We start from the raw sequence: 26,003 nt of genomic DNA, 5'->3' as shown, positions 1-26,003 counted from the left end.
GGCGCGGCCCGTCAGTAGAGCCCTTCGAGGACGTCGCGGAACCGCGCGTGCACGACGTGCCGCGCGACCTTCATCGAGATGGTCAACTCGCCTTCCTCCAAGGACAGGTCACGCTCCAGCGTCAGGAACGCCTGGGCTCGAAAGTATTCCTGGAGCGACGCGTTCGCGCGGGTGAGCGTCCGTGCGAGTTCCCCCAGCAGCACCGGCTCCCGGACCAGTCGCGCGATGTCGGTGGGCAGGCTCCGGTCGGCCGCCCACCTCCGGGCGTATCGCTCATTGAGCGTCAGGAGGACCACGAGATGCGGTTTCCCCTCCCCGTAGGCGACCGCATGGGAGATCAGTGGATGCCTGCGCAACGCGCTCTCGACGGGATGCGGTGTCACCGCCACGCCGTGGGAGAGCTGGATCAGTTCCTTCTTGCGTCCGGTGAGCGTCAGATAGCCGTCCGCGTCGATGCTGCCGAGGTCCCCGGTGTGCAGCCAGCCGTCGCGCACCGTCCCGAATTCGTCCTCGTGGTAACCCCAGTAGCCACGGAACACGTTGGCCCCCCGGATCAGGATCTCCCCGTCGGGAGCCGTGGTGACCTCGACACCGGGCAGGGGCCTGCCCACCGTGCCCAGGCGGTAGTCCTCAGGGGTGTTGGTGGTGGCCGCCGCCGCTGTCTCCGTCATTCCGTAGCACTCGACGATGGGCACCCCGCAGCCCAGGAAGAAGGAGAGGACCTCCTGGGGCACCGGCGCGCCCGATACCGTCACCCTGCGCAGCGCGCCCCCGAAGTGCCCGCGGACCTTGGCGAACAGGGACGCCTCCGTCACGTCGAACCACTCCTTGAGGCGGGGCGGCAAGCTCTCCCCGCGGCTGAGGCGCTCACGCGCGTCCAGACCGGCCCGGGCCGCCTCCAGGACCAGGGACGCGTCCGCCTCGGTCCAGGAGGCGAGGATCGAGCTGTGGATCTGCTCCAGGGCCAGGGGGACGAGCGGCAGGATCTGGGGCCGGGCGGCGCGGATCTCGTCCACCAGGTCGTCGTCGGGGCCGCCGCGGCGGAAGGCGAGCGTGTACCGGGACCACCAGGCCAGGACCTGCATCAGCAGGGCGATGGTGTGCGGCCCGGTCACGACGAAGATCGTCCCGTTGGTGTGGTCCTCGGCCGCTTCGGGGCGGGGCGGCGGCTTCGGGTGCGCCCGCAGGACGCTGACGTAGTTGCCGTGGCTGAGGGCGCAGCCCTTCTTGGGGCCCGTGGTGCCCGAGGTGTAGATGATGGCCAGCAGGTCCTCCGCCCGCACCGCGTCCGCTCGCCGGGTCAGCTCCGCCGCGCCGACGCCGGCCCGTCCTCTGGCCCGCAGCTCGTCCAGGCCCAGCGTGTGCGCGGGGCGCCCCACCGGGTGCGGGGTCTTCGCCGGGACGTCCATCAGCACGGCGTGACGCAGCAGCGGCAGTCGGTGCCAGGCGGCCTCCACCTTCGCCAGCTGCGCCGCGTCCTCGCACACCACCACCCGGGCGCCGCAGTCACCGAGTACGTGGACGATCTCGTCGGGAACCGTCGAGGGGAGAAGGGACACCACGACGAGCCCCGACGCCGCGGCCGCCAGGAGCGTGGTGGTCCACTCCGGTCGCAGCCCGCTGAGCACCGCTACGCGATCGCCCGGCGCGAGCCCCAGCGCGAGCAGGCCACGTGCCGTGCCCTCGCTCAGGTCCCAGGCCTCGGCGTACGTCATGTGGTGCTGGTCGCCCGCGGGGCCGCGCCAGCGCAGCGCCGCCGCCGACGGCCACAGCTCCGCGTTCCGGCGTGCCAGGTGAGCCAGCGTCTCGCCGGGGTCGGCCGGATCCTCGCGGCCGCCGTCCTGGGCGATCTGCCCGTACGCGGGGGCCGGCGTGGTGCCGTCGACGTTCATACCGCTCCTTCGTCCAGGTCGGCGTGGAGCAGATAGCCCCGCTGCCGCAGCGTCGTGATGATCAGACCGAGGGGGGCGAGCCTGCGGCGCGTGCGCAGGATCCGGACGTCCAGGGCGTTGCGCCGGCCGATCTCGTCGTCGGGCCACACGCGTGCCGCGAGGGCTTCCCGGCTGACCAGCGCCCCGTAGGACTCGACGAGCGGTCGTGCGATCTCCGCCTCGCCCGCGGCCAGCGGCATGTGCCGTCCGGCGAAGCGCAGTACGTTCTCCATGTCGATCACCGGCTTGCGCAGCGAGGCCCTGGCCCGCAAGGTGTCGCAGCGCGCCCGCAGTTCTCTCTCGTCGACAGGCAGCCGTGCCCAGTCCTCCAGCGGATCCACGGTCGCCGGGGGCTGCTCCCCGGGGAGCACCAGGAGGAGCCGGGGCGCCTTGCGCAGGCGCAGCTCGTGGACCACGGCGGCCTGCTCCGGCCAGCGCAGCGTGGGGATGCCGCCCGTGGTGTGGTGGATGCTTCGGCGCCCTGTGGCGGCGGGAGGCGTGGTCTGCGCCCTGGGCCCGGGCGGGCCCGCCGGACGGCCGGGCCGAGGGGGGAGAGGGGGGAGCGGTGGGGGAGTGCCGATCATGTATGCGTCTTCCTGTGGCGCTGGGGACGTGTGCTCTGGGGAGGCCGATCCACCCGGCCGGCGTCCAGGGGAAGCCGGGCATCGCGGCGCCTGCGCGTCGCCGTCCTCGGCGACTTCAACTGGCCTCAGGAGCCGAGGCGGTCGAGCAGGAACCAGGTCCTGGTCCCCTGCGGCGTCCGGGCGCAGCCCCACGCGGAGGCCAACGCCTCCACGAGGAGCAGGCCGCGGCCGTTCTCCGCGAGCGCGTCCACGGGGGAGTCGGCGACCGCGGGGATGCCCTTGCGCCCCGCGTCATCGACGGTGACGACGAGCGATTCGCCCCCTTGCCGGATGCTCACCTCGACCGTCTCCTCGGCCTGGGGGCCCGCCTCCGCGTGCTGGACGGCATTGGACAGCAGCTCGCAGAACAGCAGTTCCACGGTGTCCACGTGCTCGCCCCACCCCCACTCGACCAGGGAGCGGCGCACCCGGTGACGGGCGCCGGGGACGGCACTGGCGGCAGCCGGCAGCCTGAGCCGCAGGGCACGGAAACCCGCCGCCCGAGGGGCTTCCCGGTCCGGCTGGGCGCACCGGACGTTTGCTTCCGGAGGGGCGGCCGGCGGTGGCTCCACGCCGTGCGGACGCCCGGCCTGCCCGTTCTCGGACCGGGTGCCCCGCACGGGCCTGGTCTCCAGTGCCACGATGCCGACGTTGTCGATGAGGGGAATCATCTCTGTCTCCTCGGTTCCGCTGTGCGGAGCTGTGAGGTCTCGCGCCTGTCGACACCCACAGGACCGCGCGGATAGATGCGCGTTCAATACGGGGCACCACCTATTGCGTGGTGGAACGCACGGAGGGGGGAACGTACGTAGGGGGGTGCGCCCCTGCGCCGGCCCGCCGGGTCGGCCGGGTGCTCGGGGCGCGACAATCCGCCCCCGCCAAGGCCTCGTGCGCCCCCGCCGACGGGTCGCGCTCACCGGGGCGAACTCTCTAAGCTGGACGTCTGACGGGAGTTCGGGTACGCCCCGTTCACACCTTGCAGAGGACGAGAACCGGTGACTCAGTCGGTGACTTCCGCGGACCTCTCCGGCATGCGGAGAGACGGCTTCACTCTGGTCGGCCGCCAGCGAGAGCTGGACGACCTCGTCGCCTCCCTGCGGAGCCTGCCGTCGGTCGTGATGGTCGAGGGAGAGTCCGGCTCCGGCAAATCACGCCTGGTGCGCGAGGCGGAAGTGCTGCTCACGGCCGATGGGACGCACGTGGCGACAGGCCTGTGCTACCCGCTGCGTGAGCCGTTCCCGTACGGCCCCGTCCTCCAGGCCGTCGGCATGGCGGCCGAGCACCTTCCGCCGGACTGCCTGTTGCCCCCCGAAGCCGCGACTCTGGCCACCTACCTGTCGGCTCTGGCCCCCCGTCTCGACGACTCGCGGCAGCCGAGCGCGGCGATGCCCGAGCGGCTCCGGCTCGTCCAGGGCATCCGAGCCGTCCTGCGGGCGGTCGAGCCCGTGGTGCTGGTCATCGAGGACATGCACTGGGCGGACGAGGCCACGCGCGAACTGCTGTTCCTCATCGCCCGGGAACCCCCCGGCGGCCTTGGCCTCGTCCTGACCTACCGCGCGGAGGACCTCCCGCCCACCGAGCCCGTCCTCGGCAACGCGTACCGCAGGCCGATCGGTGTCTCCGGCGGCGAGATCCGGCTCCAGCCGCTCAGCGCGCAAGAGGTCACGGCTCTGGCGTCGGACGTCGTGGGGCGTGTGGCGGGCCACGCCCTCGGGCGGGTCCTCCACCGGCGCAGCGCCGGGCTCCCCTTGGTGGTGGAGGAGGACCTTCTCACGCTCCTGGACCGCCGCAAGAGGAGCGCCCCCCAAGGGCTCGAACAGGAGGTGGAGCTGCTCGGCCGGTCGCCGGCGCCGCGCTCCTTGAGGGAAGCCGTCCACGAGCGCCTCGCCGAGCTGCCCGAGCCCGCCGCCCGCCTCGTGGAGGCGGCCGCGGTCCTCGCCGTCCCCGCCGGTCAGGACGTCCTGGCGGAGGTGGCGGGACTGGCGGCCCAGCAGTCCACGACCGCCCTCATCCAAGCCCTGCACCGATCGCTCCTGCACGAGTCGGAACCCGCCCAGTACGCCTTCCGCCACGTGCTCGCGCAACAAGCCGTGTACGGGGACCTCCCAGGGCCGAGACGCCTGGACCTGCACAAGCGGGCGCACACCGTGCTGCGGGCACAGCGGCGGCCCGCGCTGGTCCAGATCGCCCACCACAGCAGAGCGCTGGGGGACAAGCAGACGTGGCTGCGCGAGGCGGAGGCGGCGGCCCGCGAAGCCGTCACCGTGGGGGACGACGGCATCGCGTCCCAGCTCCTCCACGGAATCCTCGACGAGGAGGGAGTACGACCGGAAGTGCGGTCACGCGCCGCCCTCGCCCTCTCCGACATCGCGCACAAGTTCACGCGCTTCGCACACCATCTGGCCATCATGCGGCGGCTCGTGGACGACTCCACGCTCCCCGTCCAGACCCGCGGCCGAGTGCGGCTCACGCTCGCCCAGGTCCTCCTGAACCAGGCGGGCGACGTGACTTCCTCGTACCGAGAGCTGATGAAGGCGGTGGAGGAGCTGGCGCCGTGGCCCCCTCTCGCCGCGTCCGGCATGCTCAGCGCGGTCTTCTACGAGCGCACGCTGACACCCGCCGAGATCGATCTGTGGGTGGACCGCGCCGAAGAGGCCCTCCGGGGCTGCGTGGACGAGTTCCGCCTGGCCGAAGTCGACAAGGCGAAGTTGTTCCTGATGTCGAAGAGGGGCGACGCGAGCCTCTGGGAGCGGGTCGATGCCCTCCCGCGTCACTCCCCCCATCCCGAGACGCGAAGGCAGCAGCTCATCGCCCTGTACAACGTCGGAGCGCACGCGCTGAACCGAGGAGAGGACGCGCGTGCGGCCGAGGTGCTGCACGAGGTCGCGCGGCTGACGGCCGACGGCGTCAACCCCTCCCTGGAGTGCTTCGCCCGGACTCAGTTGTTGCGGTGCGACTGGTTGGCCGGGGCGTGGTCCGGCATCGAGGAGCGCTTCGACGAACTGAACGCCATGTGCCCCGACATGAACGTCGCACGGCGGGAACAGGCCCTCATCTGCGGCAGCATGGCGGTCTGCAAGGGGCAGTGGAGCACGGCCCTTGAGCACTTGGACTTCGCTCGACGTGCCGGTCGGCGCATCGGCGGGGCCATGTGCCTCGTGCATGCCGCGGCGGCGACCGCCGAACTCCATCTCGCCCGCGAGGAACCGGACAAGGCGTGGGAAGCGCTCGGTCCGGCGGTCCGGCTGCTCCGGTCCGCGGCCATTTGGTACCGGACCCTGGGCGCGGTCCAGGCCGCGGTCCGTGCCGGCCTGGCGACCGGCCACCGCACGGAAGCGCAGGACCTGGTGGACGAAGCGCTGGCGGCGCGGGGAAGCTACTTCGCGCCGGCGGCGGACGCCGAACTCCACGTCGCTCGTGGCCTGTTGGAGCAGGCCACCGACCCCGCCACCGCGGCCCAGCGGTTCCAGCAGGCCCGCGACCTGTGGCGAGCCATCGGCCGGCCCTACCCGGCGGCCCGGGCGGCCGAACTCCTCGCCGGGTGCCACGCCGGCCCGGAGGCCCGCCTTGACCCCGGCTCCCTCGACGAACCGCTGGACACCTACAGCAGGCTGGGAGCCACCGCTGACCTCGCCCGCTGTCGGCACGCCTTGCGGCAGGCGGGCGCGAAACGCCCTGCCACACCCGGGCGGCGTGGCTATGGGGAAGACCTCTCGCCCCGGGAGGCCGAGGTGGCCCGCCTGCTCGCCGAAGGCGCCAGCAATCGCGACATCGCGCAGGCGCTCTGCCTCTCGGTGCGCACGGTCGAGCACCATGTGGCCCGGACCCTGAAGAAGCTCCGGGTGGACCACCGCGCCGAGGTGTCCGGAGTCCTCGACGCGCAGGCCGGTGACAGCTCGTCTCGCTGAGCGTGGCGACGGCCCTCGCGGGCTGCGGGGGCGGTGGCGCGGACATGCGTCGGCCTCTGCCGGAGTGGTTCTCCGGCAGAGGCCGTGGTCCGAGCTGGTGTCGGCTATCCCCGGGCGCGGATCCGCTTGGCGTGCCACTCGCCGTTGACGTACGAGGCCTCCACCAGGGCGTAGACGCCGACGCGCATGGGGCCGTAGTACTCGGCGCCGTACCGGAGGCTGAAGCGCATCGTCCCCTTCGACGTGGCCAGTTCGAGGTAGTCGTCCTTGAAGGCGGTGATCTTGCCGAAGAACTGCGTGATCGCGGCCGGGGCGCGTACGACCTGCGTGGGCCGGTGGTCCGCGGGAGCCGCCTGCGCCGTCGACGCGAACGTCCCCACGGTGCCGATCAGCCCGATGACGACGGACGCCAGGGTGACCAAAAAGTTTCGGGACCTGCTCATATCGCACTCCTCGATGCCGGTGCCGGTTACCCCAAAAGGAAAAAAGAATGGGGGAGCCGGGCGGTGATCTGACACCCCGAACCATATCTGTGAGGCCTGCGGGGGAATGGGTTTGTTTCGCTCTTCTTGCGGCGGCCGGGCCGGGATTTATCGAGGCTTCTCGCCGTGCCACGAGAAACGCCCGGGAATCCGCTTCTGCGGATTCCCGGGCGAGTGGGCGACGGCGCCCTGACTACCAGGTGACGATCACCTTGGCGGTGTGGACACCGCCTTCGACGGTGGCCGTGACGCCGGCCTGGGCGCCGACCTTCAGGTGGCCGATCCAGTACGCGTCACCGGTGAGCAGCACGGTCACGACCGTCCCGCCCGTGGCGACCTTGACGTGGTCGTCCGCCACGGCCGTGAGCTTGCCCTGGAAGTGCACGTACTGACTCCGGGCCGAGGCGCCGGCTCGCGCGGAGGGCGCCGGCTCGGCCGCCTGCGCGGTACCCGCGACCGCGACGCCCACCGCGCCCACCAGGGCGGTGGAGCAGAGAATACGGGCGATATTACTGGAGACGTTGAACATGGATGTCCTTCTTTCCGAACGAATAGGGGCGGGGCGAGAGGGATTTCCCTTTCGGCCCTCGGTCAGGTTAATTGCTTTCCGGAGGGCGCGGAATTTCCTTTCCTTTTCCTTGCGGTCTCGCGGTACGTTCCCCCGCCCGCGAGGGAAAGCCGTCGGCTGAGCACACAGCACAGCAGGAGAACACCGATGGGAAGCACCATCGCGGCGCGCCAGGCGCTGACGAACGTCTGCTGGGAGACGGTGTCGATGTAGTCGGCGAAGGCGCCGGCCTCCCGCGGGGACAGGCCCGCGGGAGCCTGCGGCCGCGCGAGGCTATCGCCGGACGGACGCAGCAGGGAATCGGCGAAAGGACCGCGCAGCCGGGAGGGCAACCCCTCCCCGGCGGCCCTGGCGTGCGCCGGCAGTTCGGCGGAGAGACGCATGCGCAGGAGGGACCCGACGGCGACCCCGCCCAGGACGCCGCCGATCTGCCGTGCCGTGTTGAGCACCCCCGACGCGCCGGACGCCAGGGACGGAGGGACGCTCTGAAAGGCGATGGCCGTCACGGGGGCGAGGGTGCAGCCGATGCCCGCGTCGGCGATCAGCATCGGCGGGAGCAGCTGCCACGCGCTCATGCCCGGGCGGACACACACGACGATGAGGACAAGCCCCGCCGCGTAGACGAGGACACCGACGGTGAGCAGCCGGGCCGTGCGCGCGCCCTGGCTCCACCTGCCCACCACGACGGCGACGACACCGACGGCGAGAGCGGACGGGGCGGTGATCATCGCGGCGGCGAGTGGGTCGTTGCCCAGGATGTTCTGGAGGTAGAGCAACAGCGGCAGCGCGGTGCCGACCACCGCGAAGTGAACCCCCGCCCCGACGACCGCCACCCGCACGAAGGAGCCCTGGCGATACAGGGCTCGCGGCACCAAGGGCTCCCCACGCGCGCGCCGTTGCTGCGCGACGAGACACCCCAGCAGCGCAACGCCGGCGCCCACCCAGGCCCAGGAGACCACCGACGCCGTACCGCCGGGCCGGCCGTACTCCAACAGCCCGTAACAGAAGGCTGCCAGACCACCCGTCACCAAGAGCGTGCCCGCGACGTCCCAGCGGTGCGGGACCCGCGGGCGGTGATCCGGCACGACCACCACCGCGAGGACGAAGGCGACGCAACCGATCGGCACATGCGCCAGGAAGATCCACTCCCAGCCCCCAAGGGCGATCAGGACCCCGCCCGCCAGCGGCCCCGCCACGGCGGAAAGGCCGATCACGCCGCCCCAGACGCCGAACGCCGCGCCTTGCAGCCCGGGTGGGAACAGGACGGTGATGAACGCGCTGGTCTGAGGCGTCAGCAGCGCCGCACCCACGCCCTGGACCACGCGCAGGGCGATCAACTCCCGGATGTCGCCGCACAGGCCGCACCCGCCGGCCGCGACCGTGAAGACCGCGAGCCCTGCCAGGTACAGACGCTTGGGGCCGAAGCGGTCCCCGAGCCGCCCTCCGGTGATCAGCAGGGCCGCGTAGGTGAGGACGTAGGCGTTCACCACCCACAGCGCCTCACCGAGGCCGGCGTCGAACTCACCGATCATGACGGGGACGGCGGCGTTGACCATCGTCGTATCCATGACGATCGCGAAGAAGCCGGTGCACAGCACCGCGAGGATCGGCCACGGTCGGCGAGGGGGCGCAGGGGGCATGAGGGCGACGGCCCTTCCATGAGAGCGGTACTGCCGGGAAAGGGGCTAGCGGGCGGTGTAGCCGCCGTCGACGACGAGTTCGGCGCCCGTGACGTAGGAGGCCGCGGGCGACGCCAGGAAACCGACCGCGGCCGCGACCTCCTCCGGGCGGGCGGCGCGGCCCAGCGGTGTCGCGTCGATGGCCCGCCGCACGAACCGTGCCGGGGCGGCGCCGGTCATGGAGGTGGCGACCATGCCGGGGTAGACGGCGTTCACCCGGATCCCGCTGGGCGCGAGTTCGACGGCCGCGGCGGTCGTCATGGAGCGCACGGCGCCCTTGGCCGCGTGGTAGGCGAACGAGGCACCGGAGCCCACCAGTGCGTACACCGAGGCGATGTTGACGATCGCGCCACCGCCTGCGGAGCGCATGCACGGGGCGACGGCCTTCATGCCGAGGAACGTTCCGCGCTGGCAGACGCGGACCACGCGGGTCCACTCCTGCTCGCTCGTGGCCTCCAGCGGCTGATGCCCCAGCACCCCGGCGTTGTTGACCAGGACGGTCAGACGGCCGAAGCGGCGGCGGGCGAGGCGGGTCGCCCGGGCCCACGCCTCGGGCTCGGTGATGTCGAGCGCGCATCCCAGCGCGCGGCCGGGGCCGCCCGAGCCGTTGAGGACGGCCGCGGCCCGCTGGCAGGCCTCACCGTCCAGGTCGGTCACCAGCACTCCCATGCCGCGCGCGAGGAAGTGCTCGGTGACGCCCCGGCCGATACCGCCGAGGGCGCCCGTGACCAGGGCCACCTGGCTGCCCGCGGTCACCACGCGCCGGCCTCGGCGCCCGGCAGCCAGGCGAGTGCCGCTGCGTGCCCCCCGGCGTGCGTCAAGGAGACGCGGGGGCGGGGCAGGCCCTTGCCCCGCAGGAGGTGCCCGGGGGCGCCGCCGAGCCGGACCGTGGGTCCGGCGCCGGGCAGCCGGAGCACTTCGACCGCCCGGCAGAGCACGGGATCGGCCGGCAGGCCCAGGAGCGACGCGACGGCGATCTTCGCGGCTTTTCGCGCCGCGAGGTGCTCGTGCGCACGGTGGAAGCCGCGGCAGAAGGAGATCTCTTCGGCGGTGAGCCACTCGTGCCAGCACGCGGCGTCCGCGCCCGGAATCCGCGCCGGCTCGAGAAGGACGAGCGCGGATGCCGCCATCAGCGCACCGCCGTGTCGGCTGCGGCCACCGGGCCGGCGTACGGCGTAAGGACGAGGGAGGCGTACGTGCCACCCCAGTTGGCGGCCGTCACCAGACAGGCCCTGCCCGCGTCGGCGGACGCCTGGAGAAACGCGTTCACAGGCCCGGGCGCCGACGTCGCGGAGACGCCTGGGCTCCAGCCACTGCGGACGGTCTCGACGGCGCAGACCGCGGACATCAGCGGGGTGGTGCTGTGCACATGCCCGACGTACGGGCTGAGATTGCTCAGCCGCACCTGTCCGGGGTGCCACACCCGGGTCAGGGCGGCGACCTCGGCGGTGTCGATGGCGGCGGTGCCCCGCGCGTCCCCGTAGACGGTGCCGATGTCGTCCGCCGCCATCCCGGCGTGATCGAGGGCGCGGGTGAAGCTCTCGGCCCAGGACACACCCGAGGGGTCGTTCCCGGCGACGCGGTAGGCGTCGGAGGTCACCGCGTGGCCCTTGACCTCGGCGAGGATCGTCGCGCCGCGGCCCAGGGCGTGTTCGAGGGACTCCACGACCAGCGCGGCACCGCCCGCGCCGAGCACGGTGCCGCCGGTCGGCGCGGCGTAGGGCCGAAGGGTGTCGGCGGAGAGCAGGCCCAGGCGGTCGAAGCCCTGGTGGAGCAGCGGGGTCAGTTCGTCCGCGCCGACCGCGAGCATGGCGTCGGCCTCTCCCCGCCGTACGAGGTCGGCGGCGTAGGCCAGGCCGCTGAGGCCGGAGACGCAGCCCGTGGCCAGGGTGGAAAGGGGGCCCCGGATCTGGAGGGCGAGGCAGGCGTGACCGGCCGCCGCGTTCATCACCGAGTTGGGGAAGAGCCGGGGGTTGACCCGGTGCGGGCCCACGGTGCCGATGGTCTCGCTGAGCTGGGCGACCGTCTGCATGGGCCCGCTGAAGGTGCCGAAGACCATGCCGACGCGTTCGGCGTTCGCCTTCGTGATCCGCAGACCGGCGTCGCGCACGGCGAGACGGCTGGCGGCGAGGGTGAGCAGGCCGATCTGGTCGAGGCGCCGCGCGTAGGCCGGGTCCACGTGACGTCGGCATTCGGCGCTGTCGACCTCCGCGGCCCGGCGGGTGCGGGACAGGGACACATCGGTCAGGTGGGCGGCCCCGATGGCACTGGTGCCCACGCGCAGCGCGTCGAGGAAGGCCTGCCGGCCGCTGCCCAGCGCGGTGACGGGCCCCGCGCCGGTGATGACCACCCGGTGGTCGGGGCGGTCCGCGGGCGGCACCGGGCGCCGGCCCAGGACGAGGGAGCAGTTGTTGCCGCCGAAGGCGAAGGAGTTGGAGACGACGACGTCCAGGGCCTGCGGACGGGCGTGGTTGGCGACGACGTCGCGGGGGACGCCGTCCGGCTCCGCGACATTGACGGTGGGGGGCAGGACCCCGTCGCGCAGGGCCAGGACACAGGTGGCGGCCTCCATGGCGCCCGCGGCCCCGAGCATGTGCCCCACCTGGGACTTGGTGCTGCTCATGGGGACGGGGGGCGCGGGCGCGAAGAGGTCCGCCACCGCCTTGGTCTCGGCCTTGTCGTTGGTGGGGGTGCCCGTCCCGTGGCCGTTGACGTAGTCGACGTCCGCTGGTGTGAGCGAGGCCTGGGCGAGGCTGCGGCGCATGGCCCGGTAGGCGCCGTTGCCGGCCGGGTCGGGGGCCGTGGCGTGATAGGCGTCGCTGGTCGTGGCGTAGCCGAGGACGTAGCCGAGGGTAGGGGCACGGCGGTCCCGGGCGAGGGAGTCCGCCTCCAGGACGAGGAAGGCGGCCCCCTCGCCGAGACTCGTGCCGGTACTGCGCGAGTAGGGCGCGCAGGGTTCGGTGTCCAGGGCGTTGAGGCTGTCGAAGCCGGCGAGGGAGAGGATGTCGAGCACGTCGACACCACCGGCGATCATGACGTCCGCGCGGCCCTCCCGGATGGCGTCCACCGCGTACCCGATCGAGTTGGACCCGGCCGCGCAGGCGTTGGAGAGCACCACCTTGGGGCCGCGGAGCTGGAAGGCCACGCTGATCGCGTCCGCCGAGGTGTACAGCGGGTAGCTCGTCAGGCGGTGGCGCCTGCCCGCCGCGGGGCCGCCCTTGAGGATGTCCCAGTGGAACCGCTCCCCGTGCTCAAGGCCCCCGACGGAGGTGCCGACCGCCACACCCACGCGGTACGGGTCGTACGCGGTCAGGTTCAGGCGCGCGCTCGTGACGGCCTCCTGCACGGAGGCCAGCGCGAGGCGCGTCGCGCGGTCGGGCCGCATGCCGAGGTGCCGCACGCGCGCGGGCACGGACCGCACCTCGCCCGCGTAACGGCAGCTGAGGGTGGAGACGTCGAGGCGCTCGGTCTTGCCGATGCCGCCCGCGCCGCTCCGGACGGCCTGCCAGACCTGCTCGGCGCCCGTGCCGAGCGCGCAGCTGATGCCGATTCCGGTGACGGCGACACTCTCCGGGCGCCGGGTGCTGAGGCTCATGGTTCCTCCTGTTCGCTGCGTCGCGCCGCAGCCGCTGCCGTGTCGGGGAGCCGGATGCTGACGGGCTCAGTCGAGGGGGACGCCGAGGCTGGTCGCCGTCAGGAAGGGCGCGGAGACGGTGCGCACCACCGCGCCGGTCCCGCCCAGGCCGAACTCCTGGCCCGAGGCGGCCACGGCGTGGTCGACGGCGGCGGTGCCGATGAACCGGCCGAGCTGGGGGGACCACACGCAGTGCGTCACGAGGCCCACTTCGGCGTCCGCGACCGTGACGGGGGTGCCTCGGCCGGGCGCCGCGTCCAGGCCTCGTTCCGCGGTCCAGCACACCGGCGAGCGGTGCTCGTGCGGGTGCCTCTCGTCGAGGGCGGCGCGACCCACGTGGTCCTGGCCGGGGTCGAGCATCCACTGGAGGCCCACGTCGAAGGGGGTCACGGGGCCGCCGGTGTGCTCGTTCTCGTGGCTGGCGAAGCGGACCTCCATGCGGCAGACGTCGACCGCTGCCCTGCCGCACTCCACCGCGCCCTGCGCGACCAGCTCGGCGCGCAAGGACGCCGCGTGGCCGGAGGGGACGTAGAACTTGTAGCCGTACTCGCCGGTGACACCGGTCCGCGAGAGGGTCATCGGGCCGCCGGCCCACTCGACGCCGACGCAACTGCGGTAGGACAGCGAGGCGATGGGGAAGTCGAGATACGCCTGCGCGATTTTGAACGAGGAGGGGCCTTCGACGCCGAGCACCGTGAGCTGCGAGCTGACGTCCTCAAGCGTGACACCGGGGCGGCCGGCGGCGGTCGCCAGCAGCTGGGCGGTGGCGGCGGCGGCCTGGTCCGGCCAGATCTCCAGGAGGTACTCGGTGCCGTGGCAGTGGACGAGCACCTCGGCGACGATCGTGCCGTCCTCGCGGAGCAGCAGCGACGAGGTGCTCTGGCCTTCGAGGAGGAAGTCGACGTTGCGCGTCCCGACCTGCCCCAGGTAGGCCCCCGCCTCGGGGCCGGTGACGGTCAGCAGGCCCGCGCCGTCGTAGTCGACGAGGCCCACGCCCTGGCGCAGGGCCGTGTACTCCTCGTCGGTGGTGGTGCGGTGAGTGGACATGGTTCGTCTCCAAGGGTGGCTCGGTGGAAGCTGTCAGTACGCAGATGGGGCGGGGCGGGGCGAGGGGAGGTCGCCCCGGCGCCTCCGGGCCCCCGTTCCCGGTGACCTTGCGGTCTCAGGGGGCGAGTTCGCTGACGGCCAGACGCGCGGTCATCACCAGGTCACGGCCCACCGCCGCCTGGCCCGTGACCGAGATCAGGCCGCCCAGCCGGGGGCCGCTGCGCACGCGTACGGTCACCTGGTCGCCGGGGAGGACGGGCTTGAGGAACTTGGCCTGACGGATTTCGGCGAGGTAGCCGACCCGGTCGGCGACGTCCGCCACGAGGTCGCCCGTGGCCGAGCGCGCGGCGGCGCTGCCGTAGACGACCGCGGCGAGTTGGGCCACGCACTCGACCAGGAGGACGCCCGGGTAGAGCATGCGGCCGGGGAAGTGACCTGCCAGGACGGCGTCGGAGGCGGTGACGTTCTTGACGGCCTCCGCGCTGCTGCCGGGTTCGAGGGCCGTGACGCGGTCCAGCAGGAAGAAGGGGTGGCGGTGCGGCAGCAGCCGGGCGATGTCGTCGGCGCCGAGCACCGCTCCGCCGGGCGGCAGGGGGAGGGGGGCGGTCATGCGCGCGCGCCCTCGATGTGGTCGACAAGGCGGTTCAGCGACAACAGGCTGTGGGTGTCGTCGTCGGTGACGGTCACGCCGAAGGTGTCCTCCACGGCCATGGCCAGTTCGAGGGTGTCGATGGAGTCGAGTTCCAGGCCGCGGCCGAACAGCGGCTGGTCGTCTCCGATGGAGCGCGGGTCGACGTTCAGGGCGAGCCGTTCGACCAGCAAGGCCTTCACTTGTGCGCACAGCTCCTGCCGGGCGGCTGCCCGGCAGGTCGCCTCGTCGAGTGTCATCACCATGGTGTTCTCCCTGGGTGGAGGGCGGATGGAGGTCGTCGTGAGAAGGAGGGAAGTCGTCGCGAGACGGAAGGGAGCGCCCGCGAAGGGGAGGGGAGTGGCCGCGAGGCGGGTGGGCGGGGGCGTCGGCGCTAGCAGATGAGGCCGCCGTCGACGACGAGGGAGGACCCGGTCACGTAGGCGGCCGCGTCGCCGAGCAGGAACCGCACGGCGGACGCGACCTCCTGGGGCTGCCCGATGCGGCCGAGCGGGACGTGCCGCAGGCTGTCCGCGAGGCGCCCCGAAGGGACCTGCCGGGTCATCGATGTGTCGATGAAGCCGGGTACGACGCAGTTCACGCGGACGCCGTAGGGGCCGAGTTCCTTGGCGAGCGCCTGCGTCAGGGCCACACTCCCGGCCTTGGCCGCCGCGTAGTTGGCCTGGCCCACCGGGGGGCGTACGGCACTCGTCGAACTCACCGTGACGATGGACCCGGTGCGGCGTCGCGCCATGAGGCGGGCCGCGGCGCGCGTACACAGGAACGCGCCCGTGAGGTTGGTGTCGATGACCTTGCGCCACTTGGCCTCGCCCATCATGAGGGCGTAGCCGTCCTGGGTGATGCCGGCGTTGTTGACGAAGGCGTCGAGACGACCGTGGTCACTTCTGATGGAACGGAACATGTCCTCGACGGCGGCTCCGTCCGCGACGTCGGCCTGCACCAGCCGGGCCCCGGGGTCGATCGCCTGGACCTGGGCGAGGGCCTCACGGGCCTGGTCGGGCTTCCCGCGGTGATTCATGAGCACCGTGGCGCCGCCGCGGGCCAGTTCGAGGGCCACGGCCAGGCCGATGCCGCGGGTGGCTCCGGTGACCAGGGCGACGCGTCCTTGAAGATCGCTCACGTCACTGTTCCTTGTTCGAAGGATCCGAAGGGTTCGAAGGATCCGAAGGGTTCGAAGGGTTCGAAGGGGGATGCGACGCGGCGGAGACTCGCCGGGCCGGGTGGCTCGGGAGCGCGCCGCAGCGCCTCCGCGGTCGTCAGGTGCTGTGCCGTGCGGGCCATCTCGCGGGCGAGGCCGCGCAGCACGCGGCCGGGCCCCGCTTCCACATAGGTGTCCACGCCGCACGCGGCCAGGGAGCGCATGGCGTCACGCCAGCGCACCGGGGAGATGACTTGCGCCAGCAGGTCCTGGCGGTAGGCCTCGATGTCGGTGACGCGCAGACCGGTGGTGCTGGAGACGAAGGGGATGGCCGGTGGGGCGAGCGTGACCTCGGAAAGGTGCTCGGTGAGACGTCGGTGCGCGCTGTTCATCAGCGGCGAGTGGTACGCGCCACCGACGGGCAGCAGTCGGGCCCGCAGGGCTCCGGCGGCACGCGCGGCGGCGACGACGTCCTCGATCGCCGCGCGGCTTCCGGCCACCACGGTCTGGCGCGGCGAGTTCCAGTTGGCCACGACCGCGACCTCGTCGTCGACCGAGGCGGCGCGGCACAGCTTCCGCACCGCCTGCGGCGTGAGGCCGACGATCGCGGCCATGGCGCCCCGGCGCGTGCCGGCCGCCTCCGCCATCGCCCTGCCCCGATGGGAGACCAGGGAAAGGGCGGTGTCCTGATCGAGGCACCCGCACGCCACCAGCGCCGTGTACTCGCCCAAGCTGTGGCCGGCGACCACATCGGGCTCCCAGCCCTGGCCGCGCAGCTGCGCGAGGGCGGCGAGGGACCAGGTCAGCACGAGTACTTGGGCCACTTCGGGGTCGGCGAGCGCCGCGGCGTCGGCGCGCTTCATCAGGTCCCGCACCGGCAGCCCGGTGACGTCCTCGGCCCGGTCGGCCAGGGCGTCGGCAGCGGGCCCCCACCGCTCCATCTCGTAGCCCATGCCGGGGAATTGGCTTCCCTGTCCGGGAAAGACGAAGGCCACGGCCGGACTCATGGGCGGGGCCCCGCGTCCTGAGCCGCCGCCCACGCGAGAGCCATGCCGGACGCCAGGGGTGATGACGCCCCGACGACGTCGAGCCGCTCGGCCCGGGCCCAGTCGCCGAGGGGCCCGCTGAGCCGTACGTTCCAGGGCTGCTCGGTGAGGCCGCCGGTGGGGATCTCTACGTGGATGTCGGCGAGGCGCGCCTTCGCCGGAAGGCCTCCGGCCGCCTTGACGACGCTCTCCTTCACGCCGAAGAGGTGGCCGAGGATGTCCACGAAGGTGCGGTCCGCGGTGGCGAGTTCCCGTGCGGCGCGCCTTTCCTCCGGCGTGAAGTACCGCTGGGCCAGCCCTTCCCCGCAGCGCGCCAGGGCAAGCTCCCAGCGGCGCAGGTCCACCAGGTCCACGCCTGCGGAATGGAGAGGCGCCGGGGTGCTCCCGACTTCCTGAGGAATTCTCATGGACTGGTCTCCGCCCGTTCGGAAGGGAGGTGAGTTCGGAAAAGCGGCCGATTCGCTTACCTGAAAGAGGCCGGTCCGCCTACGGAAATAAGGCCGATCCACGTACAGAGAAGCAGCCGATCCGTGTACGGAAAGGGACCCCGTTTCTCCGGGAATTCAGCCGGACGGCAGGAAACTAAAGTCGGCAACAATCGCTTGTCAATGGAGGCGCAATATTCCCGTCAGGCCTCAGGGGTCCGGAGAGCAGCCGCTGAAAGATTCGCGCAATTGATGAAAGGCGGGAGAAACATTCGAGGGCCGCGGCCTCCTCCTGCGGTTGTCTGGTGACGGACGGCGCGGCGCCGACGGCCGCGGCGCGGCCCCGAGGGCGAGGAGCGCCATGGGGAGGGGTCGCGGAGAGGCGTCTCAGGCACGCGCCTCAGACCTCAGGCACGGCACCCCCGCAGGCGCGCCCCCCCGGCAGGTCCGCCCTGAGGCGCGCGCCGCAGAGAAGCCGCTCGGAGAGGATCGAGGAGACCATGCCACGTCTCGTGCAGTCGGCCACCAACATCATGCGTGACGTCAGCGTGGAGGCCACAGCTCGTGTCCGCTGGGGCGAGTGCGACCTTCAGGGGCACGCCTACTACGCCAGTTACATTCCCTGGTTCGACCTGGGGCGCGAGAAGTTCGCCCTGGACGTGGGCGCCGACTACCGCAAATACCAGATCGCGACCACCGATCTGCACGTCCGCTACCACCAGCCGGCCAAGTACCTCGACGAGCTGGTGATCAGGACATGGGCGGCAGCGCCCGGCACCCTCACCTATTACTACGAGATCTACCGGAAGCAAGGTGGTCGGCTCGTCGCCGAGGCACGCACCGTCCATGCGTTCGTCGACGCGGAGCGCGGTGTCCTGACCAAAATCCCCGACGACATGCATCACGCCTTCGTGGAATTCCTGGAGGCCCACCGAAGGCGGAAGAGGACCCCGCTCCCGAAGGAGGGGGCGGACGCGCTCCCTGCGTCCGGACAGGAAATCGCGATGGTTTCGCCCCGACAGTCTGGAGAGACGTCATGAAGGACGGTGCGCTGGACCGCCTGCGCGGACAGCTGCTCGGCGAGGTGGTGGGTCCACGGGACGCCGCTTACGACGACGTCCGCCGGGTCTACAACGCGATGATCGACAAGCGCCCCGCGGTCATCGCCCGGTGCCTGGGAACCGCGGACGTCGTCGCGGCGGTGCGCTTCGCCCGCGAGGAGGGGCTGCTGATCGCCGTGCGGGGCGGCGGACACAGCGTCGCCGGGCACGCGATGTGCGACGACGGGCTGGTCATCGACCTGTCCCTCATGCGGGGCGTGCACGTCGACCCCGTGCGCCGCACCGTGCGCGTGCAGGGCGGGGCACTCCTCGGGGACGTGGACCGGGAGACGCAGCTGCACGGCCTGGCCGTTCCGACGGGGCAGATGTCCGAGACAGGCATCGCCGGCCTGACCCTGAACGGCGGCGTGGGCATGATGCTCCACAAGTACGGGCTGACCTGCGACAACCTCCTGTCCGCCGACCTGGTCACCGTGGACGGCGGCCTGGTGACCGCCCGCGCCGACAGCCATGAGGAACTCTTCTGGGCGCTGCGCGGCGGCGGGGGCAACTTCGGCGTGGTCACGTCCTTCGAGTTCCAGGCACACCCGGTCGGGCCGATGATGCTGGCCGGCTTCCTCGCCCACCCTGTGGAACGCGCGGAGGAGGTCCTCGCGTTCCTGCGGGACTTCAGCGCCACGAGCCCCGCGCACCTCAGCGCCGACGCGCTGTTCATCCACGCCCCCGAGGCGGACTTCGTGCCCGAGGAGTTCCAGGGCGTGCCCATGGTGACCCTGTTCGTCCGCTACTTCGGCCCCATGGCGGACGCCTGGCAGACCGTGCAGCCCCTGCGGGACTTCGGCAGCCCGCTGTACGACAGCATCGGCCCGATGCCCCTGGTCGCGGTGCAGTCGATGCTCGACACCTTCACCCCGGCGGGCAACCAGCACTACTGGACCAGTGAGTTCCTGCCCGCCCTGGGCGCGGAGGAGATCGCGGCCGTCGCGGCCATCGGCGGCGATATGCCGTCGTCACTCACCACCATCAACGTCCACCCCTTCGACACGGCGGCCACGGACGTCCCCGCGGACGCCACCGCGTTCGCTCATCGCGAGGACAGCTGGCTGATCCATGTGATCTGTCAGTGGAAGGACCCCGCCGAATCGGACCGCTGCCGAGCCTGGGTCAAGAAGGCGAGTTCCCATCTCAAGGCCTTCGGCCACGGGAACACCTACCTCAACACCACGTCCGACGACGACGAGACCGACCGCGTCCGCGCCTTCTGGGACGACACCCGCCTCGCCCGTCTCGCCCGGGTCAAGGCGACGTACGACCCGGAGAACGTGCTGCGGTTCAACCACAACATCACCCCAGCACCCCGACGGGCCCCGCGGTGAACCGCTCCCGCCGTGTGCACGTGGTGATCGTCGGAGCTGGGATCAGCGGCCTCGGCCTGGGCATGGCCCTCAAGCGGGCGGGCCACCACGACTTCACGATCCTGGAGCGGGCCGACGACATCGGCGGGGTGTGGCGCGACAACACCTACCCCGGCGCCGCCTGCGACATCCCGGCCCCGCTGTACTCCTACTCGTTCGCGCCGTACGCCTGGTCGCAGCGCTACGCGGGCCAGCAGGAGATTCTCGGATATCTGCGCCGGTGCGCGGACGACCACCGGCTGCGCGGCCACCTGCGCCTGGGGACGGAGGTCCGCTCGGCCCACTTCGACGAGCACACGCGACGCTGGCGGCTGCACACCCGGGCCGGGGACATCCTGGAGGCGGACGTCCTGGTGCCGGCCTGCGGCCAGTTGAGCAGCCCCGCCGCGCCCCGGCTGCCCGGCACGGAGCGCTTCACGGGACGGATCGTCCACTCGGCGCGCTGGGACCACGGCCTCGACCTGGCCGACCGCAGAGTCGCGGTGATCGGGACCGGCGCGAGCGCCTTGCAGATCGTGCCCCAGGTGGCGCGGCAGGCCGCGCACCTGACGGTGTTCCAGCGCTCCGCCCCCTACGTGGTGCCCCGCTGGCAACGCGCCTACCGCCCCACGGCCGGGCTCCGCGGCAGGATCGGCGCGAAAGCGGCACGGCTCGGATGGTGGCTGTTCAACGAGCTGACCGTGCCCGGCCTGACCCGACGGTGGCGCACCCGTGGCTTCACCGCCTTCGGCTGCGCGGCCCAGCTGCGCAGACAGGTCCACGACCCCGCGACCCGCGAGCGCCTCACTCCCCAGGACGAAGTGGGGTGCAAGAGGATCGGGATCTCCAGCGATTACTACCCCGTCTTCAACGAACCCCACGTCGAGCTGGTCACCGACCCCGTCGCGGCCCTCACCGAGGACGCCGTCCGCACCGAGGACGGCAGCGAGCACCCGGCCGACGTCATCATCCAGGCCACCGGCTTCTCGGCCACGGACTTCCTCGCGTCGCTGCACGTCACCGGCCTCGAAGGGCGCGTCCTTGCCGACCACTGGCGGAGCGGCGCCAGAGCGTACCTCGGGATGACGGTGCCCGGCTTCCCCAACATGTTCGTCCTGTACGGTCCGCACACCAACGTCGGTGCCGGCTCGGTCGTCTACATGGTCGAGAGCCAGATCCGCTACGTCCTCGACGCCCTGCGCATCCTCGGCCGCGGCACGCGTCCGCTGCTCGACGTACGGGCGGACGCCGAGGACACCTTCACGGCGGAGATGCGTCACCGTCTGCGCACGACGGTCTGGGCGACCTGCCGCAACTGGTACCGCGGCGAGAACACCTTCGTCACCACCAACTGGCCGGGCCAGACAGCGGAGTACCGCCGCCGCACCCGCCGGGTGAACCTGGCCCACTACCGGCCCACCGGCCCCGCTGACCACCCCGGCGCACCGAGGGTGTGAACCGGCCCGCGGGACCCGGCCGACCACACCCCCGCCCCCTGATGCCACCGAACTCCCCGATGTCACCGTAGGAGCCCCCATGCCCTTGCACCCGCAAGCCGCGGCCTTCCTCGACCGGCTGGCCCACCTGCGCATGCCCCCGCTCGAATCGGTCGGCGTGCCCGCGGTCCGCGAGCTGATGGGCGGCCTGCGACAGGCCCAAGGGGAGGCCGAGCCGGTCGCGTCGATCACCGAGACCTGTGTACCGGGCCCGGCCGGAAAGCTGCCGGTGCGCGTCTACCGGCCTTCCGCGCGCCCCGGCCCCCGCCCCTTGATGGTGTTCTTCCACGGCGGCGGCTGGATCGCCGGCGACGTGGAGCTGGTGGACAAGCCACTGCGGAAGCTGGCCAACGCCACCGGCGCCGTCGTGGCCAGCGTGGAGTACCGCCGGGCCCCGGAGACCCAGTTCCCCGGGCCCGCCGAGGACGCGTACGCCGCGATCGGCGCCCTGGCCGCCCGGGCGGAGGAACTCGGCGCCGATCCCGCCCGCCTGGTGGTCGCGGGGGAGAGCGCGGGAGGCAACCTGGCGGCGGCGGCCTGCCTGATGTCCCGGGACCGCGGCGGCCCCGCCGTCGCCGGGCAGGTGCTGATCTGCCCCAGCCTCGCCCCCGCGGCGGACTCCCCCTTCGCCTCCTACCGCCGGTACGCGACGGGATACCTCAACACCCGTGCCGCCATGGCCCGCTTCTGGGACCTCTACCTGCCCTCTCCGGAGGACTCCGGCCATCCCTACGCCTCCCCGCTGCTCGCCGATGAGCACACGGGTCTGCCTCCCGCCCTCATCCTCGCCGCGGAGTACGACCCGCTGCGGGACGAAGCGGCGGCGTACGGCTACCACCTGCGGGTCAGCGGTGTTCCCAGCACCGTCCGACGCTACGACGGCTCCCTGCACGTCTTCTTCCTGATGTGCGAGTCGTCCGCCGCGGCCCAGGCGCGAACCGACATCACCACGTGGCTGCGCGACCGCTTCCCCGCCGAGGACGCGCCGCGAAGCCGTGCCAGCTGAGGAGCCCCACATGCCCGCATACGACCGCCTGTACATCAACGGCGCCTGGGTGCCGTCGCAGCACAGCGGCTCGCTCACCGTCATCGACCCCACCACGGAGGAACCGCTCACCGACGTGCCCGACGCCACCGCGCGGGACGTCGACGCCGCCGTGCGCGCGGCGCGCGCCGCCGCCGACGGGTGGGCGGCCACGGCGCTGGAGGAGCGCGCGGGCCACCTGCGTGCCATCGCCGCGGAACTCGCCCGCCGCGCCGAGCCCTTGGCCCACCTGATCACCCAGGACGTCGGAACCCCGCTGTCCTTCTCCCGGGCCGCGCAAGTCACCTTGCCCGTGGGCAGTTTCCGCCACGCCGCCCGTACGGCTCAGGAGTACCCCTTCGAGCGGAGGCAGGGCCCCTCGCGGATCCTCCGTGAGCCCTACGGAGTGGTCGCGGCCCTCACCCCGTGGAACTACCCGGTCCACCAGGCGGCCGTGAAGGTCGCCTACGCGCTGGCCGCGGGCAACACCGTCGTCCTCAAGCCCAGCGAGGTGGCGCCCCTGAGCGTCTGGGAGCTGGCCGATGTCATCGACTCCGTCGGACTGCCTCCCGGAGTGTTCAACCTGGTCAGCGGCAGCGGAGCACAGACGGGCGAAGCCCTGGCGGCGCACCCCGGCGTCGACGTGGTGTCCTTCACCGGCTCCACGCGCACCGGCCGCCGCGTCAGTGCCCTGGCCTCGCGGACCCTGAAGAAGGTGACCCTCGAACTCGGCGGCAAGAGCCCCGCGGTCATGCTGGCCGACGCCGATCCGACGCGTGTCGTCCCCGCCGTCGTGACGTCGGCGTTCCTCAACAACGGCCAGACCTGTTCCGCCCTCACCCGCCTGATCGTGCCGCGCTCCGTACTCGCCGACGTGGAGGAACTGGCCCGCCGCACCGCCGAGGGATGGGTGCCGGGAGACCCGGCGGACGAGCGGACCCGACTGGGGCCCCTGGCGTCCGCCGCGCAACTGCGGCGCGTACGACGCCACATCACCGACGCCCTGGCCGCCGGAGCCGAACTCGTCACCGGAGGGGAGGACCCACCCGCCGGAGTGAGCAAGGGATTCTTCGCGCGCCCCACCGTCCTGTCCCGGGTCTCCCCGCAGATGGCCCTCCACCACGACGAGGTGTTCGGTCCCGTCCTGGCCATCGAGGCCTACGACAGCGAGGACGAGGCCCTCACCCTCGCCAACGACACCGTGTACGGCCTGGCCGCGGCCGTGTGGTCGGCCGACGGGCACCGCGCCTTCACCCTGGCGCACAAGCTGCGGGCCGGCCAGGTGCAGGTCAACGGAGCGCCCTTCGACCCCAACGCCCCCTTCGGCGGCTACAAGCAGTCGGGAAACGGCCGCGAAGGCGGGACCGCGGGCCTGGAGGAGTTCCTGGAGACCAAGGCCGTACAGATCTGAGCCCCCGCCCCAGGGCCATCGCGACCGCCCTGGGCGAACCGCTCCGCGCCGACCGGCCCGGAACACCGTACGAGACCGGAACACCGTACGAGAAAGGCACCACCATGTACTACCGCAGCCTGTTCAAGTCCAAGGTCCACCGCGCGACCGTCACTCAGGCCGACCTGCACTACGTCGGATCCCTGACCCTCGACCGGGACCTGATGGACGCGGCCGACCTCCTGCCCGGAGAGAAGGTCGACATCGTCGACATCAACAACGGCAGCCGTCTGTCCACCTACCTCATCGAAGGGCCGCGCGGCTCCGGCGTCGTCGGCATCAACGGCGCGGCGGCCCGGCTGATCAGCCCCGGCGACCTCGTCATCATCATTTCCTACGCCCACGTCCCGGACGACGAAGCGGACCGCTTCGTCCCGAAGGTCGTCCACGTCGATCACGACAACAAGATCTCCTCCCTCGGCTCCGACCCGGCCGAGCCGCCTCCCGGCAGCGACACGGCCCGCGGTGACCACGTCTTCGTCGACTGACGGCCACACCGCCACCACCCGGTACGGGCCCCGGATCCACCGCCGAACGACGAAACAGGGAGACCTCATGTGCGGCATCGCAGGATGGGTCGCGTTCGACGCCGACCTCACCCACGAGGCAGGGACCGTCACCCGCATGACCCGGTCGCTGCGCACCAGGGGCCCCGACGCCTCGGGGACCTGGACCGGCCGGCACGCCGCCCTCGGACACCAGCGCCTGGCGATCATCGACCTCGACGGAGGCACGCAACCGATGACCGTGGCGACGCCCGACGGGCCCGTCGTCATGACCTACAGCGGCGAGGTCTACAACTTCGTCGCCCTGCGCCAGCACCTGCGCGAGCGCGGTCACCACTTCCGCACCGCCAGCGACACCGAGGTGGCCCTGCGCGCCTATCTGGAATGGGGGGACCGCCTCGTCGAACACCTGCGGGGCATGTACGCCTTCGCGATCTGGGACGGCCGCGCCGACCGTCTCCTCATGGTCCGCGACCGCCTCGGCGTCAAGCCCCTCTACTACTACCGCACGGCCGACGGGCTCCTGTTCGGCTCCGAGCCCAAGGCCGTGCTCGCGCATCCGGCCGCCGAGGCCGCCGTCGGCCACGACGGGCTGCGCGAGATCTTCCTCGGCGTGAAGACGCCGGGCGCGGCCGTCTGGCGCGGCATGAGGGAGCTGCGCCCGGCCTCCCTCCTGACGATCGACCGCCGTGGCCTACGCGAGAGCACGTACTGGAGCCTGACCGCGAGGCCCCACACAGAGGACGCGGACGAGACGGCCGCGCACGTCGGAGAACTGCTCAGGGGCTCGGTGCGGGAGCAACTCGTCGCGGACGTGCCCCGATGCCTGCTGCTGTCGGGAGGGCTCGACTCCAGCGCGCTCGCCGGTCTCGCGGCCGGGGCCCTGGGCGGGCACGGAGAGCGCCTGCGCACCTTCTCCGTGGACTTCCAGGGGCATTCCGAGCACTTCACACCCGACCACCACAACGTCAGCCCCGACGCGCCCCACGTCCACGAGGTCGTCAAGTACCTCGACACCGATCACTCCGACATCGTGCTGGACGCCGGAGACCTCGCGAGCCCCGACGTACGGCGTGCCGCCGTACGGGCCCGGGACCTGCCCGTGGGCCGCGGCGACATGGACCACTCCTTGATCCGGCTCTTCACCGCGATCCGGGAGCACTCCACGGTCGCGCTGTCGGGGGAGGGCGCCGACGAGATGTTCGGCGGCTATTGGTGGTTCCACGACACCGCCCTTCGGAAAAGCCCCGGCTTTCCCTGGCTGACCGCCGCACTCGGCCAGGCACGCCAGGAGCGCGCCTTCCTGCCCAAGGACCTGGCAACGGCCCTGGACCTGCCCGCGTACGCGGTACACCGGTACCGCGAAGCTCTTTCCGAGGTCCCGGCACTCGACGGCGAGAGCCCCGCCCAACGCCGTTCGCGCGAGCTGCTCCACCTCCACCTCACCCGCAGTCTCACCGGCATGCTGGAGCGCAAGGACCGGCTCAGCATGGCCGTGGGGCTCGAAGTGCGGGTGCCGTTCTGCGACCACCGCCTCGCGGAGTACGCCTTCAACGTCCCCTGGACCCTGCACGCGGCCCACGGCAGGGAGAAGAGCGTGCTGCGCGCCGCGGCACGCTCCGTGGTCCCCGAGAGCGTGCTCCTGCGCCGCAAGAGCCCCTACCCGATGACCCAGGACCGCCACTACGTGCCCGCGCTCCAGGCACAGGTGCGCGACGCCCTGGCCGACCCCGGCCACCAGGTCTTCGCCCTGTTCGACAGGGCGGCGGCGACCCGCGCCGCGCACGCCGGCCCCACCGACCACCCACGCCCCCAGGCACTGCGGGCCGCACTGGAGAAGTTCCTCGACCTCCATACGTGGATCGACCTCTACGCCCCCCGGTTGCTGCTCTGACCACCGAGGGACAGTCCGGACCGATTTACACTCTGCAAGTGGCTGAAA

The 26,003-nt window shown here is 72.2% G+C and carries 23 protein-coding genes; 8 read left to right on the top strand and 15 right to left on the bottom strand.

Going from position 1 to position 26,003, the window contains the following annotated elements:
- Positions 1–11: 11 nt before the first annotated feature.
- The 3 genes from AC07GB_RS14170 to AC07GB_RS14160 form a co-directional block, all read right to left on the bottom strand.
- A complete protein-coding gene (locus AC07GB_RS14170; protein WP_478845016.1) occupies positions 12–1,892 on the bottom strand; it encodes an AMP-dependent synthetase/ligase in 1,881 nt (626 codons plus the stop codon).
- Positions 1,889–2,515 (bottom strand): winged helix-turn-helix domain-containing protein, encoded by a 627-nt coding sequence (locus tag AC07GB_RS14165; RefSeq protein WP_478845014.1) that lies wholly within the window; start codon positions 2,513–2,515, stop codon positions 1,889–1,891. Before AC07GB_RS14165 ends, AC07GB_RS14170 begins: the two co-directional genes overlap by 4 nt.
- Before the next feature lie 125 nt (positions 2,516–2,640).
- Positions 2,641–3,225, bottom strand: a complete 585-nt coding sequence (locus AC07GB_RS14160) for an ATP-binding protein (protein ID WP_478845012.1) — start codon at positions 3,223–3,225, stop codon at positions 2,641–2,643.
- 336 nt (positions 3,226–3,561) lie between these two features.
- Between AC07GB_RS14160 and AC07GB_RS14155 the strand changes: the two genes are divergently transcribed.
- Positions 3,562–6,462 carry a helix-turn-helix transcriptional regulator gene (locus tag AC07GB_RS14155; RefSeq protein WP_478845010.1) on the top strand — a complete coding sequence of 967 codons (2,901 nt, stop codon included), beginning with the start codon at positions 3,562–3,564 and terminating at the stop codon, positions 6,460–6,462.
- A 104-nt stretch (positions 6,463–6,566) separates the two neighbouring features.
- Here the strand turns inward: AC07GB_RS14155 and AC07GB_RS14150 are convergent, their stop codons facing one another.
- The 12 genes from AC07GB_RS14150 to AC07GB_RS14095 form a co-directional block, all read right to left on the bottom strand.
- Complete coding sequence (locus tag AC07GB_RS14150) at positions 6,567–6,905, bottom strand: hypothetical protein (protein ID WP_478845008.1); 339 nt, start codon at positions 6,903–6,905, stop codon at positions 6,567–6,569.
- A gap of 232 nt (positions 6,906–7,137) precedes the next feature.
- Complete coding sequence (locus AC07GB_RS14145) at positions 7,138–7,473, bottom strand: hypothetical protein (RefSeq protein ID WP_478845006.1); 336 nt, start codon at positions 7,471–7,473, stop codon at positions 7,138–7,140.
- A gap of 62 nt (positions 7,474–7,535) precedes the next feature.
- Positions 7,536–9,152, bottom strand: a complete 1,617-nt coding sequence (locus tag AC07GB_RS14140; protein WP_478845004.1) for an MFS transporter — start codon at positions 9,150–9,152, stop codon at positions 7,536–7,538.
- A 45-nt stretch (positions 9,153–9,197) separates the two neighbouring features.
- The gene (locus tag AC07GB_RS14135) at positions 9,198–9,947 is read right to left on the bottom strand and encodes an SDR family NAD(P)-dependent oxidoreductase (protein WP_478845002.1); all 750 of its coding nucleotides are present in this window, start codon (positions 9,945–9,947) and stop codon (positions 9,198–9,200) included.
- A complete protein-coding gene (locus AC07GB_RS14130; RefSeq protein WP_478845000.1) occupies positions 9,944–10,321 on the bottom strand; it encodes a holo-ACP synthase in 378 nt (125 codons plus the stop codon). The genes AC07GB_RS14135 and AC07GB_RS14130 overlap by 4 nt, the downstream gene beginning before the upstream one ends.
- The gene (locus AC07GB_RS14125) at positions 10,321–12,786 is read right to left on the bottom strand and encodes a beta-ketoacyl-[acyl-carrier-protein] synthase family protein (RefSeq protein WP_478844998.1); all 2,466 of its coding nucleotides are present in this window, start codon (positions 12,784–12,786) and stop codon (positions 10,321–10,323) included. The genes AC07GB_RS14130 and AC07GB_RS14125 overlap by 1 nt, the downstream gene beginning before the upstream one ends.
- 66 nt (positions 12,787–12,852) lie before the next feature.
- Positions 12,853–13,872, bottom strand: coding sequence for a glycine cleavage T C-terminal barrel domain-containing protein (locus AC07GB_RS14120; RefSeq protein WP_478844996.1), 1,020 nt, complete (start codon positions 13,870–13,872; stop codon positions 12,853–12,855).
- A 115-nt stretch (positions 13,873–13,987) separates the two neighbouring features.
- Complete coding sequence (gene fabZ / locus AC07GB_RS14115) at positions 13,988–14,482, bottom strand: 3-hydroxyacyl-ACP dehydratase FabZ (protein WP_478844994.1); 495 nt, start codon at positions 14,480–14,482, stop codon at positions 13,988–13,990.
- Positions 14,479–14,766, bottom strand: coding sequence for an acyl carrier protein (locus AC07GB_RS14110; protein WP_478844992.1), 288 nt, complete (start codon positions 14,764–14,766; stop codon positions 14,479–14,481). The genes fabZ and AC07GB_RS14110 overlap by 4 nt, the downstream gene beginning before the upstream one ends.
- A 128-nt stretch (positions 14,767–14,894) precedes the next feature.
- Complete coding sequence (locus AC07GB_RS14105) at positions 14,895–15,641, bottom strand: SDR family NAD(P)-dependent oxidoreductase (RefSeq protein ID WP_478844990.1); 747 nt, start codon at positions 15,639–15,641, stop codon at positions 14,895–14,897.
- Positions 15,638–16,666 (bottom strand): ACP S-malonyltransferase, encoded by a 1,029-nt coding sequence (locus AC07GB_RS14100; RefSeq protein ID WP_478844988.1) that lies wholly within the window; start codon positions 16,664–16,666, stop codon positions 15,638–15,640. Before AC07GB_RS14100 ends, AC07GB_RS14105 begins: the two co-directional genes overlap by 4 nt.
- A complete protein-coding gene (locus tag AC07GB_RS14095) occupies positions 16,663–17,058 on the bottom strand; it encodes a 4'-phosphopantetheinyl transferase superfamily protein (protein ID WP_478844986.1) in 396 nt (131 codons plus the stop codon). The genes AC07GB_RS14100 and AC07GB_RS14095 overlap by 4 nt, the downstream gene beginning before the upstream one ends.
- A 572-nt stretch (positions 17,059–17,630) precedes the next feature.
- Here AC07GB_RS14095 and AC07GB_RS14090 point away from each other — a divergent pair.
- The 7 genes from AC07GB_RS14090 to asnB all read left to right on the top strand — a co-directional run bounded on the left by AC07GB_RS14090 (position 17,631) and on the right by asnB (position 25,955).
- Positions 17,631–18,170, top strand: a complete 540-nt coding sequence (locus tag AC07GB_RS14090; RefSeq protein ID WP_478844984.1) for an acyl-CoA thioesterase — start codon at positions 17,631–17,633, stop codon at positions 18,168–18,170.
- Entirely contained in the window at positions 18,167–19,567 is a 1,401-nt protein-coding gene (locus AC07GB_RS14085) for an FAD-binding oxidoreductase (RefSeq protein WP_478844982.1), read from the top strand. The genes AC07GB_RS14090 and AC07GB_RS14085 overlap by 4 nt, the downstream gene beginning before the upstream one ends.
- Positions 19,564–21,042, top strand: coding sequence for a flavin-containing monooxygenase (locus AC07GB_RS14080; protein ID WP_478844980.1), 1,479 nt, complete (start codon positions 19,564–19,566; stop codon positions 21,040–21,042). Before AC07GB_RS14085 ends, AC07GB_RS14080 begins: the two co-directional genes overlap by 4 nt.
- A gap of 79 nt (positions 21,043–21,121) precedes the next feature.
- Entirely contained in the window at positions 21,122–22,087 is a 966-nt protein-coding gene (locus tag AC07GB_RS14075; protein ID WP_478844978.1) for an alpha/beta hydrolase, read from the top strand.
- Positions 22,088–22,097: 10 nt separating this feature from the next.
- On the top strand, positions 22,098–23,516 hold the full coding sequence (locus tag AC07GB_RS14070) for an aldehyde dehydrogenase family protein (RefSeq protein ID WP_478844976.1): 1,419 nt from the start codon (positions 22,098–22,100) through the stop codon (positions 23,514–23,516).
- A gap of 104 nt (positions 23,517–23,620) precedes the next feature.
- Positions 23,621–24,043: an aspartate 1-decarboxylase gene (gene panD, locus AC07GB_RS14065; protein ID WP_478844974.1), complete on the top strand. Its 423-nt coding sequence runs from the start codon at positions 23,621–23,623 to the stop codon at positions 24,041–24,043.
- A 67-nt stretch (positions 24,044–24,110) separates the two neighbouring features.
- The gene (gene asnB / locus AC07GB_RS14060; protein WP_478844972.1) at positions 24,111–25,955 is read left to right on the top strand and encodes an asparagine synthase (glutamine-hydrolyzing); all 1,845 of its coding nucleotides are present in this window, start codon (positions 24,111–24,113) and stop codon (positions 25,953–25,955) included.
- Positions 25,956–26,003 lie beyond the last annotated feature (48 nt).

Source organism: Streptomyces sp. NPDC045778 (genome assembly GCF_056431945.1).
The sequence above is the reverse complement of the archived record's forward strand: the minus strand, read 5'-3'. Positions and strand labels throughout refer to the sequence as shown.